Here is a 14,431-nt window from a genome sequence, read left to right as displayed (position 1 = left end):
CGCTCGCCCACCCACCCACCCACCCACCTGGTCGATCATGAAGTTGTTGCCTGCCGTCGTCGGCGTGTCGGGCAATAACTTCATGATCAACAGGGCGGTGGGGGTGGGGCGTGGGGTCAGGGGTGGGTGGGGGTGGGGTGAGGGTGGTTAGGCGTTGGGTGGCGCGGGTCAGGGCTACGTAGAGGTCGCTGGGGCCTCGGGGGGACTCGGCGATGATGCGGTCGGGGTCGACCACGATCACCGAGTCGAACTCCAGGCCCTTGGCCTCGGCGACGGTAAGTACCACCACCCGGCTCTCCAGCTCCGGTTGTTCGCCGACGGCCGCCTCGGGCAGGGCCGCTGTCAGCGCGGTACCGAGGTCGTCGACCCGGCCGGTCGGGACGATCACCCCGAGCCGACCGTCGGTCAGCCCCGCCGCCTCGGCCCTGGCGACCGCCACCAGCTCCGCGGCGAGCGTCTCCGCCGGCACCGCGCGCTGCTGCGGCGCGAAACCGCTTGAGCGTACGGCGCGCGGCGGGCGGAGTGCCGGATCGATCTCGGCCAGTACGCCTGCGGCGACGTCCATGATCTCGGCGGGAGTGCGGTAGCTGACGGTCAGCTCGGTCAGCCGCCACCGGTCCGCCACGTACGGCGCCAGCGCCTCCGCCCATGACGGCGTGCCGGCCAGCGCGCCGGTCTGCGCCACGTCACCCACGATCGTCATCGAGCGGCTCGGGCAGCGGCGCATCAGCAGCCGCCAGGCCATCGGCGACAACTCCTGCGCCTCGTCGACGATGACGTGCCCGAACGCCCAACCACGGTCGGCCGCCGCGCGCTGGGCGGTGGTGAGCCGGTCCGCCTCCTCCTGCCGTTCCAGCAGCCGGTCGGCGTCGAGCAGGTCGGTCACGCCGAGGATCTCACCGCCCTCGGCCTCGTCCTCTACATCGATCGAGCGCGAACCCCGGGCGATCTCCAGCACGCCCTCCGCGTACTCGCGTTGCAGGGCACGGATCCGGTCCCGGCGGGCGGCGGCGGCCCGGTCGTCCTCGCCGAGCAGCTCCGCCGCCTCGTCGAGCAGGGGCACGTCCGCAGGTGTCCAGCCGCCCGGCTCGCGGTGCAGCGCGGCCCGCTCCCCGTCGCTGAGCATGGGGGCGGCGGCGTCGATGCGCTCGGGTGCGGCGTACAGGTCGGCGAGCAGCCGTTGCGGCGTGAGCACCGGCCACAGCTCGTCCAGCGTGGCCCGGACCTCCGGCTCCTCGCGCAGCTCGCGGCGGATCTCGGCGCGGTCGGCCTCTTCGAGCAGGTTCTCCCCACCCAGCGGGTCGGCGCCGATGCGTTCGGCGACCTGGTCGGCGAGCGCGTGGATGACCTCGATGTCGAAGACGGCGCGGGCCAGGTTGTGTGGCCGGCCGCTGCGTCGGGCCCGGTCGCGTGCCGCGTGCACGGTGGCCGGATCGAGGACGAGGACCTCCCGCTGCGGCAGCTCGATCTCCAGCGGCTCGTCGGGCACCCGCTGCCGATCGCGTACGGCGTTGGCCAGCACCTCGACCATGGTCAGGCGGCCCTTCAGGGCGGCGGTGGTGGCGGGCTCGGCCCGGTGGGCGCTGACCCCCGGGAAGAGATCGCCCTGGGTGCGCAGCAGCACGCCCGTCTCGGCCAGTGCGGGCAGCACCTGCGAGATGTAGCGCAGAAACGTCACGTTCGGGCCGACCAGCAGCACACCCCGGGTCGACAGCTCCCGCCGGTGGGTGTAGAGCAGGTACGCGGCCCGGTGCAGCGCCACAGCGGTCTTGCCGGTACCCGGCCCACCCTGCACCACGAGCACGCCTGGCAGGTCGGCCCGGATGATCCGGTCCTGCTCGGCCTGGATGGTCTCCACGATGTCGCGCATCCGGCCGGTCCGTCCGGCGTTGAGCGCGGCCAGCAGCGACGCCTCGCCGGTCAGCTCCTCGTGGGCGGTGGGGGAGGCGGTGGCCAGGTCGAGCACCTCGTCGTTGAGGCCGACCACCTTCCGTTGCCGGGTACGCAGGTGCCGACGTCGCCGGATGCCCTGCGGATTGGCGGCGGTGGCGAGGTAGAAGGCGCGGGCGGCCGGGGCACGCCAGTCCATCAGCAGCGGCTCGTAGTCACCCTCGGTGTCGAAGATGCCGATCCGGCCGATGTAGTGGCGCTTGTCCCCGTCGGTGTCCAGCCGGCCGAAGCAGAGGCCGTTCTCCACCGCCGAGAACTGCTCGACCTGGTCGGCGTACATGCGTACCGAGCTGTCCCGCTGTGAGCGGGCCTGCAACGTCCCCCCGGTCGACCGCAGTTGCTCGGTCAACCGCGTCGTCGCCTGGTCACGCAGGTCGTCGAGGCGCTGGTAAAGCATCGAGACGTACTCCTGCTCGCGGCCGATCTCGTCGTCGGACGGCGAACCGCCGGAGTGCCTTGACAATCCGTCTCCCGATTGGCTAGAATCTGCGTTCAGGACGGCTTTTATAAGCCGTTCTTTTTTGTGCCTGAACTGCTAAAGATAGCGCGCGTCGACGGTCAGCGGCGCTCGGTGCAGACCTCACCGGAACGGGCGACGGTGTCGGTGGACCAGGCGACCGCGACCGTGAAGCAGTAGTCGAGGCTGCGGTTGAGGCCGTAGACGACGAAGCTGTCGCTGCCCGCGGGCAGATCCGCGAAGGGACTCTGCGGCTGACCGTTTCGGCCGCCCGAGACGATCACCGGTCCCTCCGCGCCGGCCGGGTACGTCCACCGCAACGTCACACTGTCCCGGTTGTCGCGCAGCGACAGCCCGGTCGGCGCGGCACCGGGGGAGGCGGGCGGCGCGTCGCTGGCCGTGGCGGTGGCTGCCGGAGGTGCCGCGCCGCTCGGGTCACCGCTGGCCGCCGGTGGCGTCGGATCGCCGCCGCCGACCCGGGACACCCCGGCGATGACCGCCGCGGCCCCGAGCAGCACCACGAGGACTCCGGCCGCGACGATCAGCACCAGCCGGTTCGGCTGGGCGGCCGGCTCCGGTACGGCGGTACGGCGTACCGGCACCGGCAGCAGGCGCGACGGTGGTCCGGGGCGTTCCGGCTCGACCCGGCGCAGCCGGTACACCCCGGGAGCCTGCGGCGTGCCGGTCAGCCCGACCACGTTCGGCGGTACGGCGCCGCCCGCCGGGGGCGGCACCTCGGGATAGGGGTTCGGAGCGGGCTGTTCGGCCGCCGGCCCGGCCCACCAGTCCTCGGGCGGTCCGGCCGGGCCGTCGACCGGCTGCCGGGGCGTGGGCACAGGTGACGCGGCAGCGGTCCCCGAAGGACCGTTTGCCGGGTACCCGTGGCTCGGGTGGTAACCCTCCGCCGGGTGCTCCTCCCGGTCGCCGTGTTGTGCCGACCGCCACGGTTGATCGTCCTCCGCCGGCGTGGCCGCCCAGGACGGCTCGTCGTCCGACGTGGTGGCCCACCCCGGCGGCGACCCCGAGGCCGGCGTCGGGTCGTCCGGTGCCCAGGTCGGCGCGGCAGCGGCCCAGGTCGGCTCGTCCGGCGGCGGCTCCGGTGACGCTGCCGCCGGGGCGGGCGGCCAGGTGTCCTCGGGCAGGCGCGGGTGCGGCCAGGTCGGGGTGGGTGGGGTGTCGTCGGTGGACGGGGTACGGGCGGCCGGTACGACCGGCTCCGCCACACTGACCGGCGGGTTGTCGGCGCAGACGTGGGCGGGGTTCGCCGCCGCCCGGGCCAGCGCCGCGACCTGGGCGGCCAGCGGATCGTCCGCGGGGAGGTGCTGGCGGGCCAGTTCCCGGGCCAGGGCCAGGTTGTCCTGCGCCTCGGCGAACTGGCCGCAGTCGCGCTGCATCGAGCCGAGCCGGGCCAGCATCTTGATCCCGCTCGGATGCCCGTCGCCGTAGACCTCGCGGTGCAACTCCCACGCGTCCTGGAGCCGGTCACGGGCGACCTGGCACTGACCCCGGGCGTACTCCACGGTGGCCAGGTCGGCGTGGACGGCGAGGACCCGCAGCGACTCCGGCCCGTCCGACGCGGTCAGCTCGATGATCACTTCCTGGTACAGCCGCGCCGCCCGCGACCAACTGCCCACCCGGTGCAGTACCGCCGCCAGGGTGGCCGCGGCGGCCACCGTACGCGGATCGGAGCGGCCGTACAGGCGGGTGCTGGCGGCGTACGCGTAGGCGGCCCAGCCCCGCGCCGAGTGCGGCTCGCCGAGCGCGACAAGCACCCGCGCGTGCAGGCTGGCCGCGTCGGCCAACTCGGACGTGGCGTTGGTCGGGCTCGGGTCGGCGCCGGTCAGCGCGTCGGCGAGCAGCCGTTGGGCGCCGGCGAGATCGCCGGCGGAGACCAGGTCGTGCGCCTGATCAGTCAGTTCACCGAAGCCGGAGGGCACGCCCCATCGTGCTCATTCGACGACGTTTAGTACAAGACCCGCGCCGGAGTGGTTCGGTCAGGATCCGGTCACGCTCGCCTCAGGCGTTCGGCCAACACCTCGCTGATGCGGCGCAACTGCTCCACCTCCGTCGGGCTGAGGGCGTCGAACAGGTGCTGGCGTACCCCCTCGACGTGGCCGGGCGCGGCGGCGGCGAGTTTCGCGAACCCCTCGTCGGTGAGGTGGGCGATCTGGCCCCGCCGGTCGGTGGGGCAGTCCTCGCGACGCACCCAGCCCGCCGCCTCCAGGCGAGCCACCGCGTGCGAGAGCCGGCTGCGGGAGGAGCCGCTGGACTCGGCCAACTCGCTCATCCGCAGGCGACGCTCGGGCGCCTCGGAGAGCCGCACCATGATCTCGTAGTAGGCGTGCGGTATGCCCGCGTCGCGTTGCAGCTCGCGGTCGAGCGTGTCCATGAGCGCCCGGGAGGCGGTCAGGAACGCCCGCCAGGTGCGCTGTTCGTCCGGGTCCAGCCAGCGGGTCATGACCAGCATCATAGCGCAATAGTTGAACTCTCAACTAAAGCGGGCTACCGTTGGCGCATGGGAATCCATCGCCTCAACCACGCCGTCCTGTACGTCAGTGACCTCGACCGCAGCGTCGCGTTCTACCGCGACGTGCTGGGCTTCCGCCGGGTACCGATGACCCCGGAAGGCTTCCGGGGTGCCGCCTTCCTCCAGGCGCCCGGCTCCACGAACGACCACGACCTCGGCCTGTTCGAGGTCGGTTCGGGCGCCGGTCGGTCGACCGCTGGCCGGGCCACCGTCGGCCTCTACCACCTGGCCTGGGAGGTGGACACCCTCGACGAGCTGGCCACCACCGCCCGGCGGTTGACCGAGGCCGGCGCGCTTGTCGGCACCTCCGACCACGGCACCACGAAGAGCCTCTACGGCCAGGACCCGGACGGGCTGGAGTTCGAAGTGGTCTGGCTGGTCCCCGCCGACCGGCTCGACGACGCCGCCCTCGCCGCCCGGACCAGGATCGGCCGCCTCGACCTGCCCGCCGAGATCCAGCGCTACGGCGGGGACACCCGGGGCGGCGTCGGCATCTCGGTCCCGGTGTGACAGGCGTCGAGGCGGGCTGGCGCGGCCGGGTGCGGTAGAACGGCAGCATGCCGACCGAAGCCGTAGGGCACGCGCCGTTCCTCCGACACCTGGACAGGTGGGTGCCGGCTGCGCTGCGCCGCGCCCGTCGGGCCACCGTCGCCCTCGGGTACGACGGCGTTGACCCCAGCCTGGCCGAGCAGACCGTACGCCTGGCCGGTGAGCACGCCGCGCGGCTGCGCGGCTGCCGGCTCACCGTCCTGGTGCTCGCCGAGGGCACCGAGGCGCTGCCGGCCCGGCTCGGAGCCGCCGAGGCAGGGCTGCCGGCCGAGGTCGCCGTACACCTGATGCCCGGCCCGCCCGCCCGGCTGCCGGTGGCCCTGCGGGCTGCCGGAGCCGCGGGCGCGCCGGTGCTGTCCTACCTGGAGACCGACGACCCGGTGGCGCTGAGCGCCGCCGCGGCCGGCCGGGCCGCCGAGACCCTCGTCGTCGCCGGGGCGGCCACCGGCCTGCGCGTGGCGCTCATCGACGCCGGGTTCGCCCTGGCCACCGAGGTCGAGTTGGTCGACGTCGACCGGCGGATCGGCTTCGGCACCGGATCGGACCGCAGCCTGGAGGAGCTGAAGGAGATCCTGTGGGTCAGCGGGTCGCGGTTCCGCGACCCGGACGGTGCGCCGCTGACCCCCGCCGACCGGGTGGAGTCGGCACCGTTGGGTCGGGCCCTGCTGGCGGAACTGGACCGACGCGGCCCGCGCACCGTCACCGAGCTGCGCCGGTACGCGGTGACCGAGACCGCCTACCGGGCGGTGGACGCGGTGCGGGCGCTGTCCGACCTGCTCGACGCCGGCCGGGTGACCCGGACCCCGCCGGACGGTCGGCTCGGCGGCGACGTGCTCGTCACACCCGCTCGGTCAGGCGCTTGACCACGAGCGAGAAGCCGGTGGCGATCACCCCGATGCTGAACACCATCTGCGCGCAGACCAGCACCCGGGCGAGCTGCCCGTGGGCGTGCACGTCGCCGTAGCCGATCGTGGTGAGCGTGGACAGCGCGAAGTACAACGCGTCGACGCGGGTCTCCAGATTGACGAACTGTGCCGGCGCGACCCTGGCGATCACGTAGTCGGCGAGCGCGAAGGCGAGCAGACCGGCCATCAGCGCGAGGACGAGGTGCGTCATCGGGGGTGCGGCCCGCTCCCGCGTGGCGGCGACGATCTGGCGGCGTACCTGGCCGGTGACCAGCCAGGCCACCACGCCGAGAATCAGCAGCGTGAGCGCGATGCGCAGGCCGAGCCGGGTCGGGTCGGGATCGGACTCCACAGGCACGACGAAGTAGGTCGCGAAGAGCAGTACGCAGGCCAGCGAGGCCCGCCGACGCGTCAACCGATGGTCCGGTTTATGTTCCATGTGGAGATTGTCCGGCCCGCCGATGCGTGGTAGCTACGACCCGCCCGCGTCACCGGTCCCGGAAACAGCGCCGGGGCGCCGGGGATGCCGGCGCCCCGCTGAACGTGGGGATCTCAGGACTTGTCCTGCTTCCAGTGCAGCGGCCCCGGCAGGTCCACGCGGTGTGCCCGGGCCCGCGAGTTCCAGGACCAGCGACCGAGCTTGATGCTCCAGGACGAGAAGCCGTTCTGCGTGAAGTGCAGGATCAGCGGCCCGAACTTCTTGCGCTTACGCAACATCACACCCATTGTGGGCTCCCTTCGAGACTTCCCGAACGGGCAGGAACATGCCCGGAACGTCGATTCGTGAAACCTGATCGCACAATGGGGGACTGTGGACCGGATCGACCGTGGGCGCGGGGTGCCGTGAGCGGCAGGTCGTCCGGACGTCAGCGGGGTTCCCAGGCGTCCGGCAGGGTGGTCAGGCGACGGACGTGGGCGGGCAACCGGCCGTCGACCAGGTCGGCCAGGCTCACCTCGTCGACCACCCGGCGCAGCGCCGCGCGGACCGCGACCCAGAACTGCGGCAGGTGGGCGGCGACCCCTTCGTACTGTGTCTCCTCCGGACGCATCCCGCGTACGCCGGCCAACGGGCCCTCCGCCGCTCGCAGCACCGCGCCGACTGTCACCTCGCGGGGCGGCCGAGCCAGGGCGTAGCCGCCCTCCGCGCCACGCTGGGCCCGGACGATGCCGGCCCGACGCAGGTCGGCGAGGACCGCCTCCAGGAACTTCCGGGGCATGTCCTGCTCCGCGGCGATGGCCTGGGTGGACAGCAGCGACGGGTACGCGGCGGCGAGGCTCAACGCTGCCCGTACCGCATAGTCGCCGCGCGCGGAGATCTGCACCCCGCCATCATGCCCAATGCGTACCGGCCGGGGCCGCACCGGCCACCGCAACCACCCGGCCGGACCGCGGGTCACCGGCGCGACGCTGTCCCGTCCGACGGACGTCGAGGCGCGCCGCGCCGTCACGCCCGACGGACGTGGAGGCGCGCTTCGGCGGGTGGGCGCGGGCGCACCACCGGTGCCGGCGCGGGCCGCTCGCGGGCGGCCCGGAACGCGCCCGGGCTCATGCCGACCTCGCGGGTGAAGAACCGGCCGAAGTTCGTCGGCTCGGAGAAACCGAGCAGCCGGCCGATCCGGGCGATCGGCTCGTCGGTGGCCGCCAGCAACCGGCTGGCCTGGAGCGCGACCCGCTCGTCCACCACCTGCTTGGCGCTGCGGCCGGTGATCGCCAGGCAGGCCCGGGTGAGGGTACGCACCGAGCAGCCCAGCCGGTCGGCATAGTCCTCGACCCGGCGGGTGGCCTGATAACCGCGTTCCACCTCGCGGCACAGCCGCCGGAAGGTCTCCTCCTCCGGGCGCGACGTCCGTCCCGTACCGGACGGCAGCATGCTCAACCGCAGCAGCAGCACGCTCAGTTGATGGCGCAACAGGCTGCGGGCCGCCCGGGTGTCCTGGTGCCGGCTGGCGTCCACGGTCAGCTGGCTGACCTCGTTGATGATCGCGTCCTCGTCCTCGCCGGCGAGCTGGACCCAGTTGGGCACGTGGTCGGCGTCGACGTCGAGCCCGTGCAGCGCCTCCGGATGCCAGCGGACCACGGTGGCGTCCAGCTGGGGCAGGGCACAGCGCAGCACCTGGCCGGGACGGACCCGCAGCAGTGAGCCGGGCCGGCACGGCAGGGCACGGAAATCCACCTCGGCGAGCCCGTGACCACTCGTGGTCAACACGATCAACTCACGGTCCAGCAGCACCGGCCGTCGCCACCCCGAGTCGGGCGCGAGGTCACCGAGCGTGATCGTATCGATCTCGATCGGGCTGGTGGCGGCATCGGGCAGCGCCGTGGCGAGGTGACCGGGAGGGACCATCACCTGCGACGTTAGCCCGAGACCGGTCGGTACGCATCCCTCGCCACCCGGGTATCGCGGGCCGTCGGCACCGATGCGCGGATGCCCGCCGGGGTGGGGTTGTTCCCGATGCGGCAGGACGATTAGGTTACTGATGGGTAGTGACCTGGTCGTCGTGGCGCTCCGAGCGGTCCGTGGCGGCGGCCCCGACACCGGCTGCCCCAGGCCGGACACCGCAAGGGGATGACATGAAGGATCTGTTCTCCGTCGACGGCAAGACCGTCCTGGTCACCGGCGGCTCGCGGGGCATCGGCCTGATGATCGCCCGGGGTTTCGTCGCCGCCGGGGCGCACGTCATCATCTCGTCCCGTAAGGCCGAGGTCTGCGAGGCGGTGGCCAAGGAACTGGCCGCGCACGGCCGCTGCGAGGCGATCCCCGCCGACCTGGGCCGGGACGAGGGCGCGCAGCACCTCGCCGCGGCGGTCCGGGACCGGGTCGACAAGCTGGACGTCCTTGTCAACAACGCCGGAGCCACCTGGGGCGCGCCGCTGGAGAGCTACCCGGAGAGTGCGTTCGACAAGCTGTGGGCGGTGAACGTCAAGGCCGTCTTCCGGCTGACCACCGCGCTACTGCCGGCGCTGCGCGCGGCGGCAGGCCCCGACGACCCGGCGCGCGTGATCAACATCGGCTCCATCGACGGCATCCGGGTGCCGATGATGGAGGTGTACGCCTACTCGGCCACCAAGGCGGCGGTGCACATGCTGACCCGCAGCCTGGCCCACCAACTGGCCGGCGAGCAGATCACCGTGAACGCGATCGCCCCCGGGCCGTTCGAGAGCAAGATGATGGCGTTCGCGCTCGACGATCCCGGTTCCCGCTCCGCCATCGAGGCCCAGGTCCCGCTCGGCCGCATCGGCCGCCCCGAGGACATGGCCGGCACCGCCATCTACCTCGCCTCCCGCGCCGGCGCCTACCTCACCGGCGCAGTGATCCCCGTAGACGGCGGCCTAACCACCCACGGCTGACCCCCCGCCCCCCGCCCCGCGCCTCCCCGCCCGCCCTCATCCCGCGATCATGCAGTTGTGGCACCTGTTTCCTGCCGTTCGGCCACCTTTGTCAGGTGCCACAACTGCATGATCGACGAGGTGGCTGGTGGAGCGGGGAGAGATGGGTGGGGCCGCTCGGACTCGGCAGATCCGCGCGGCCCCGGTTGCTGTCTGTCAGCGACCGGCCAGGAGCCGGTTCACTGCGGTGTCGACGTCGAGGTGCTCGGCCTCCCGGCCGCGCGGAACGACGACGTAGGTCCGCCGCAGGAAGCGCACCAGCACGCTGCGCGGCACCTCGAACAGGGCGTTGCCGTCCGGCGACGACAGCGCCAGCGCGACGAAGTCGCCGCGCGGGGTGGCCCAGGGCCAGACCCGTACGTCCCCGATGCCCGCCGGCTCGTCCAGTCCGGTGACCAGCAGTTCGCGGGCGAAGGACCAGCTCACCGCCTCGCCGCCTGCCGATTCGGCATGGAACAGGACATGGACCGCATACGGGTCAGCAGGGTCGTAGCGCAGACTGGCGCGCACCGGCAAAGCGGTGGCGTCAGGTGCGACGAGCCTTAGCGACGTCTCGACCTCTACGGTCGTCGGTCGGATGACACTCATGAACGTTCTCCCCCCGGCACCGCTGCGGAACGCGCGTGTCCCGCTTTTCCCATACTCAGCCGCTACTCCTGGCTACGCTCCGCCATGCGCTGACTTCACCCAGTGGTGGGAAGGGGGTCGGAAGGGCCTCGTGAATGTGAAAATTCATGTAGGATTTCCGGTTCTGCCCAGTGGGTTCATCCTGCCCGGCATCGGGTTTGTTGAGTCGTCGACTTACTCCGGTAACGTCCAGTCGGCGGTTGCAGTGACGGGCCCGCGCCACACTGGGGCGTGAAATGGCCGCGGACGCGATCCTCAGTGGATGCGGCGACCGAGGCGAGACCCGTCGAACGTCGCGGTCCGCACAGCCGAACAGCGGGGGTACGGGGTGCCGAAGAAGCGGAGAAACCGGCACGGTCGGTCAGTGATCGATCGCAGCCGGATGAGTGATCGCGGCACGGCGACGGGCCGGGTACGCAACGGACGTGGCTATCCAGGGGGAACCAGGGGTAGATCGACCGGAATGGGGCATCGTGGGGAGATGGCCGGGAGCACGAAGCGCGAGGGGGGTGGTGTCGCCGTGTCCGAGCGGCGCTATCCACCACCGTGGCGGCAACGGATATCCACCACCCTCGCACTGATCCGGGCCAACCCCACCGGCCGGATCGCACTTAAGATCATCTTTGGGGTGCTGGGTGCCCTCGTGGTCACCATCGGCATCGCGCTCATCCCGCTGCCCGGCCCCGGCTGGCTGCTGGTGATCGCCGGCCTCGGCATCTGGGCCGTGGAGTTCCACTGGGCCAAACGCCTGCTCGCCTTCACCCGCCGCCACGTCCACGGCTGGACCGCATGGGTGAAGCGACAATCACTGCCCGTACGCCTGGTCATCGGCTCGGTCGGCCTGGTCTTCGTCGCCGCTGTCGCCCTGCTGTCGATCAAGTACAGCCTCGGCATCGACGTGATCGCCCAGGTGCTGCGCTACCTCGCCACGAACTGACCCCGGGTTCGCGGTCCACGCGCCCGATCGGGTAGAGTCATCCGCGCTGAGGGCGATTAGCTCAGCGGGAGAGCGCTTCGTTCACACCGAAGAGGTCACTGGTTCGATCCCAGTATCGCCCACGCAGCTCAGGCCACTTCCCAGCTTCGGGAGGTGGCCTTTCTGCTGCCCGTACAGCAGCGAAGTACAGCAGTTCGTCATCGCGTCAGGGATTCGCCGAGGCGCTTGAGCGCATCTCTCGTTGCCTGCGAGGACACCTGCGTGTAGATCTCCATCGTCACCGAGAAACGGGCGTGCCGGAGGATCTGCATGGCGACTCGCGGGTGGACGTCGAGGTCGGCCAGGAGGGTGGCGCAGGTCCGGCGGGCGTCGTGGACGGTGATCGGCGTGACTCCCGCTTTGTCGCAGCGGGTCTGCCAGGAGCGTTGGAAGTTGCGCGGCTCGATGGGCGTGCCGTAGCGGGTGGTGAGTACGAGTCCGGTCTCGTGCCACGCCTTGCCGGCGGCTGCTCGTGCCTCGTCGCGTTGTTGCTGTCTGAGCTTGAGAGCGGCCAAGCAGATGTCGGGCAAGGGCATGGTGGCGTCGGACGCCTGGGTCTTGGTGTCGCGGTGCAGGAGTTGCCCGCGTACCCGTTGCAGTTGCCGGCCGATGGTCAACTCTCCGGCGTCGAGGTCGACGTCGGCCCAGGTGAGACCGAGGGCTTCGCCTTTGCGCAGGCCGGTGACGAGGACCAAGGCGTACGCCGCGTAGAGCGGATCGGCGTCGGCACGGGCCGATTCGAGGAACCGGCGGGCCTCGTCGCTCGACCAGGACTTGCCCCGTCGGCGGCGGACGGTGGCGAGCGTGACCGGCACGGCCGGATTCTTGGTGATGAGGTCTTCGGCCTGGGCGTGGGTGAGAGCGGCCCGCAGCGCGGCCCGGATGTCGCTGACCGTGCGCGTCGACGGGACCGCCTGGCAGCAATGCCCGATCGCACAGCAGCGTCGCTTCTCCGTGCGGCGGGCGGCGTCCTTGCCCTGGGCGCAGCACTGGCAGGTGCGGGCCACCTGGTTGAGCCAGGTCTGCACGTCGCGTGCCTGGAGCCGGTCGAGCCGTTTGGAGCCGAGGCCGGGGGAGAGGTAACGGCGGACGAACGTCTCGTAGGTGGCGTAGGTCAGCGGCGCCCGATTCGGCTCGATGATCTCGGTCAGCCAGTAGGTGAGGAAGCTGCCGACGGTCGGGACGCTGGTCGCCACCGGTCCGGTCTTGGCCTGCTGATGCAGCTTGATCCACTTGTCGTGCACGGCGTCGCGGGTCCTGCCGTAGACGTACTTGCGGGTCCGCTTGCCGTCCGGCTTGGTGACCCAGACGTACGCGGCGAAGCCGTTGCGGTACGGGAAGATCGAGCCTTCGCCGTTGGCGCGGGCACGTCCGGGCATCAGGCGGCCCCACCCGTGAAAGGTGAGCGAATCCGGGCCATCGTGGACGGCGGAAGGCCGTGCTGGGCCGCTCGGCGGATTCAGAGAGCCGGCACTGTGGCCGGGCGATGGAGAGGCGGCGGGATGTGCCCCGCATCAGCGGCAGGAAGGCCGCTCGGCATCTCGTGGCCGAGTCCAGCGGTTCGGCGGGAAGGCCGCGCTGGCGTGCTGAACGACCGCCAGAGTAGCACCGGGTACCGACACGTCAACCCGTCCTGACCGCGTAGGCCCGAGGCGGGACGGCCGGCTGCCGGCTGGTGTGGGAGGACTTTCTGTACGTCTATCAAGGCGGCCCTTGACGGGCCGCACGCGCCGCCGCCTGGGCGCGCGTCCGTCGCTTCGCTGGCGCTCCGACTCCGGCCACGCAACACGCCCGGCGGCTGGCGCGGAGGGCGGGTAGCCCGATGGGCCGCCGCAACACAACAGCAGCGTTGACCGGGTGGTAGTGGGCCGGCAGCCGGCCGGGCCGCGCGGCCACGAACCCGCGCGGCGCAGGAAGGGCGCGCGCCGGCTCCGCGTGGCAAGCCCCAAGCATGGGGGCGGTTTCCGCCGAGGGCATGCCGGCCGTCCAGGAGCCGGCTTCGCAGGCGCTCAGGGTCAGGTCAAACCACTCACCTGGGAGGGGGAGGGTGGCCGCCGGTGGCCGGCTTCGACCCTGGGGAGCCGGGTCCGTGCCGGGTGAGGTCAGGTCAACTGCGCCACTGTGGCGGTGTCCGCCGGGGGCGCGGTCCGTGACACGAGAGCCCACTCGGCCTGTCCGGTAGCGGTCCGTACGTGCGTCAAGGTCCGATTGACTGCGGGCCCAGAGCGGCCCGCTCTCCCAAAGGCAGGCCGGGGCGTGGGGGATGGCACAGGACGCCTGTCCCTGGCAACCTAATGCAATGACGGTGAATCCCCCGGAGACGCGCCACTGCGCGCCCTCAACTGCCCGCATTGCAAGACTCTGACCTTGGCGCAGATTCGAGGCAGGTCTCTGCTGGACGAGGATACGAGCATCGCTGTCGCTCAGCTTTTGCTGCTCCAATGCGAGGGCTGCAAGACGCATTCTTTGCATCAAGAAGTCGACTTCGGCGACCGCGAGAAATGGGTCGATAAAGTTTGGCCTGAGGAGCGGCGGCCCCTCTCGTTCGCGGTCCCCAGTGAGTTGCGGGCTGAGCATGAAGAGGCGGTGACTTGCCTGCGCGCTGGTGCCAATGCGGCAGCAGTTGTTATGGTCCGGCGGACATTGGAAGGCATCTGCCGCTTAAACGATGCCACCAAGAAAAACCTCGGCGAGGGCCTGCGGGAACTTCAGAATCGCGGGCTAATAGACAGCCGATTGATGGAGTGGGCGGATGAGCTGAGAATCCTCGGAAACCAAGGAGCGCATTTTACGGGTATGAAGGTAAGCCGGGAAGACGCTTCAGATGCCGTCGATTTCGCGGAAGCAATGCTTGACTACATGTATGTCCTGACCGTCAAATTCTCCGACTTCAAGAGACGTCGGTCTGAACGGGAAGCAATGAGCAACTCGAACAGCTAGCGAAGAGTAGCTAGGCCCGTGTTCCGGGCCTAGGCCGCCGAGGTCTGGAGTGGCTCGGAGTCGCTAGAGTGTCGGGTATCAGACAGAAGGGCAGCGGTTGGCTGCACCATCCC

General features: G+C 71.2%; 13 protein-coding genes, 1 tRNA gene and 1 pseudogene. 6 read left to right on the top strand and 9 right to left on the bottom strand.

What is annotated here, in order from left to right; all coding sequences use genetic code 11:
• Window positions 1–133 precede the first annotated feature (133 nt).
• The 3 genes and pseudogenes from CLT74_RS13630 to CLT74_RS13620 all read right to left on the bottom strand — a co-directional run.
• Window positions 134–2,347: pseudogene (locus CLT74_RS13630) on the bottom strand (HelD family protein); the annotation flags it as partial.
• A 161-nt stretch (window positions 2,348–2,508) separates the two neighbouring features.
• Complete coding sequence (locus tag CLT74_RS13625) at window positions 2,509–4,344, bottom strand: tetratricopeptide repeat protein (protein ID WP_099846880.1); 1,836 nt, start codon at window positions 4,342–4,344, stop codon at window positions 2,509–2,511.
• 68 nt (window positions 4,345–4,412) lie between these two features.
• Complete coding sequence (locus CLT74_RS13620) at window positions 4,413–4,874, bottom strand: MarR family transcriptional regulator (RefSeq protein WP_099851947.1); 462 nt, start codon at window positions 4,872–4,874, stop codon at window positions 4,413–4,415.
• A gap of 48 nt (window positions 4,875–4,922) precedes the next feature.
• On the opposite strand from CLT74_RS13620, the gene CLT74_RS13615 reads away from it, so the two are divergent.
• Both CLT74_RS13615 and CLT74_RS13610 read left to right on the top strand, forming a co-directional pair.
• Complete coding sequence (locus tag CLT74_RS13615) at window positions 4,923–5,444, top strand: VOC family protein (RefSeq protein ID WP_099846879.1); 522 nt, start codon at window positions 4,923–4,925, stop codon at window positions 5,442–5,444.
• Window positions 5,445–5,491: 47 nt separating this feature from the next.
• On the top strand, window positions 5,492–6,346 hold the full coding sequence (locus tag CLT74_RS13610; protein ID WP_099846877.1) for a hypothetical protein: 855 nt from the start codon (window positions 5,492–5,494) through the stop codon (window positions 6,344–6,346).
• Here CLT74_RS13610 and CLT74_RS13605 read toward each other — a convergent pair.
• The 4 genes from CLT74_RS13605 to CLT74_RS13590 form a co-directional block, all read right to left on the bottom strand.
• Window positions 6,321–6,827, bottom strand: coding sequence for a potassium channel family protein (locus CLT74_RS13605; RefSeq protein WP_099846876.1), 507 nt, complete (start codon window positions 6,825–6,827; stop codon window positions 6,321–6,323). The two genes, CLT74_RS13610 and CLT74_RS13605, sit on opposite strands and share 26 nt — an antisense overlap.
• Window positions 6,828–6,940: 113 nt before the next feature.
• Complete coding sequence (locus CLT74_RS13600; RefSeq protein ID WP_099846875.1) at window positions 6,941–7,114, bottom strand: DUF4236 domain-containing protein; 174 nt, start codon at window positions 7,112–7,114, stop codon at window positions 6,941–6,943.
• 140 nt (window positions 7,115–7,254) lie between these two features.
• Entirely contained in the window at window positions 7,255–7,710 is a 456-nt protein-coding gene (locus CLT74_RS13595; protein ID WP_099851944.1) for an Rrf2 family transcriptional regulator, read from the bottom strand.
• Between the two features lie 122 nt (window positions 7,711–7,832).
• The gene (locus CLT74_RS13590) at window positions 7,833–8,732 is read right to left on the bottom strand and encodes a helix-turn-helix domain-containing protein (protein ID WP_099846873.1); all 900 of its coding nucleotides are present in this window, start codon (window positions 8,730–8,732) and stop codon (window positions 7,833–7,835) included.
• 227 nt (window positions 8,733–8,959) lie between these two features.
• On the opposite strand from CLT74_RS13590, the gene CLT74_RS13585 reads away from it, so the two are divergent.
• The gene (locus CLT74_RS13585) at window positions 8,960–9,736 is read left to right on the top strand and encodes a glucose 1-dehydrogenase (RefSeq protein ID WP_099846871.1); all 777 of its coding nucleotides are present in this window, start codon (window positions 8,960–8,962) and stop codon (window positions 9,734–9,736) included.
• Window positions 9,737–9,931: 195 nt separating this feature from the next.
• On the opposite strand, the gene CLT74_RS13580 is transcribed toward CLT74_RS13585, so the two are convergent.
• Window positions 9,932–10,363, bottom strand: coding sequence for an SsgA family sporulation/cell division regulator (locus CLT74_RS13580; protein WP_007457244.1), 432 nt, complete (start codon window positions 10,361–10,363; stop codon window positions 9,932–9,934).
• A 301-nt stretch (window positions 10,364–10,664) separates the two neighbouring features.
• Here CLT74_RS13580 and CLT74_RS13575 point away from each other — a divergent pair, with 301 nt between their 5' ends.
• Both CLT74_RS13575 and CLT74_RS13570 read left to right on the top strand, forming a co-directional pair.
• Window positions 10,665–11,339: a TIGR02611 family protein gene (locus tag CLT74_RS13575; RefSeq protein WP_099846870.1), complete on the top strand. Its 675-nt coding sequence runs from the start codon at window positions 10,665–10,667 to the stop codon at window positions 11,337–11,339.
• Between the two features lie 50 nt (window positions 11,340–11,389).
• Window positions 11,390–11,461, top strand: a tRNA-Val gene (locus CLT74_RS13570).
• A gap of 75 nt (window positions 11,462–11,536) precedes the next feature.
• Here the strand turns inward: CLT74_RS13570 and CLT74_RS13565 are convergent.
• Complete coding sequence (locus CLT74_RS13565; protein ID WP_099846868.1) at window positions 11,537–12,757, bottom strand: site-specific integrase; 1,221 nt, start codon at window positions 12,755–12,757, stop codon at window positions 11,537–11,539.
• 988 nt (window positions 12,758–13,745) lie between these two features.
• On the opposite strand from CLT74_RS13565, the gene CLT74_RS13560 reads away from it, so the two are divergent.
• The gene (locus tag CLT74_RS13560; protein ID WP_158240264.1) at window positions 13,746–14,318 is read left to right on the top strand and encodes a DUF4145 domain-containing protein; all 573 of its coding nucleotides are present in this window, start codon (window positions 13,746–13,748) and stop codon (window positions 14,316–14,318) included.
• Window positions 14,319–14,431: the final 113 nt, after the last annotated feature.

The sequence above is a fragment of the Verrucosispora sp. CNZ293 genome (assembly GCF_002754655.1).
Note: the sequence above shows the minus strand (reverse complement) of the source record. Positions and strands in the feature narration are given on the sequence as shown.

Coding starts and splice junctions, on each gene's coding strand:
- CLT74_RS13580 (WP_007457244.1), bottom strand. CDS start 10,363: ATGAGTGTCATCCGACCGACGACCGTAGAGGTCGAGACGTCGCTAAGG.
- CLT74_RS13610 (WP_099846877.1), top strand. CDS start 5,492: ATGCCGACCGAAGCCGTAGGGCACGCGCCGTTCCTCCGACACCTGGAC.
- CLT74_RS13620 (WP_099851947.1), bottom strand. CDS start 4,874: ATGCTGGTCATGACCCGCTGGCTGGACCCGGACGAACAGCGCACCTGG.
- CLT74_RS13605 (WP_099846876.1), bottom strand. CDS start 6,827: ATGGAACATAAACCGGACCATCGGTTGACGCGTCGGCGGGCCTCGCTG.
- CLT74_RS13590 (WP_099846873.1), bottom strand. CDS start 8,732: ATGGTCCCTCCCGGTCACCTCGCCACGGCGCTGCCCGATGCCGCCACC.
- CLT74_RS13575 (WP_099846870.1), top strand. CDS start 10,665: ATGCGGCGACCGAGGCGAGACCCGTCGAACGTCGCGGTCCGCACAGCC.
- CLT74_RS13600 (WP_099846875.1), bottom strand. CDS start 7,114: ATGGGTGTGATGTTGCGTAAGCGCAAGAAGTTCGGGCCGCTGATCCTG.
- CLT74_RS13615 (WP_099846879.1), top strand. CDS start 4,923: ATGGGAATCCATCGCCTCAACCACGCCGTCCTGTACGTCAGTGACCTC.
- CLT74_RS13565 (WP_099846868.1), bottom strand. CDS start 12,757: ATGCCCGGACGTGCCCGCGCCAACGGCGAAGGCTCGATCTTCCCGTAC.
- CLT74_RS13585 (WP_099846871.1), top strand. CDS start 8,960: ATGAAGGATCTGTTCTCCGTCGACGGCAAGACCGTCCTGGTCACCGGC.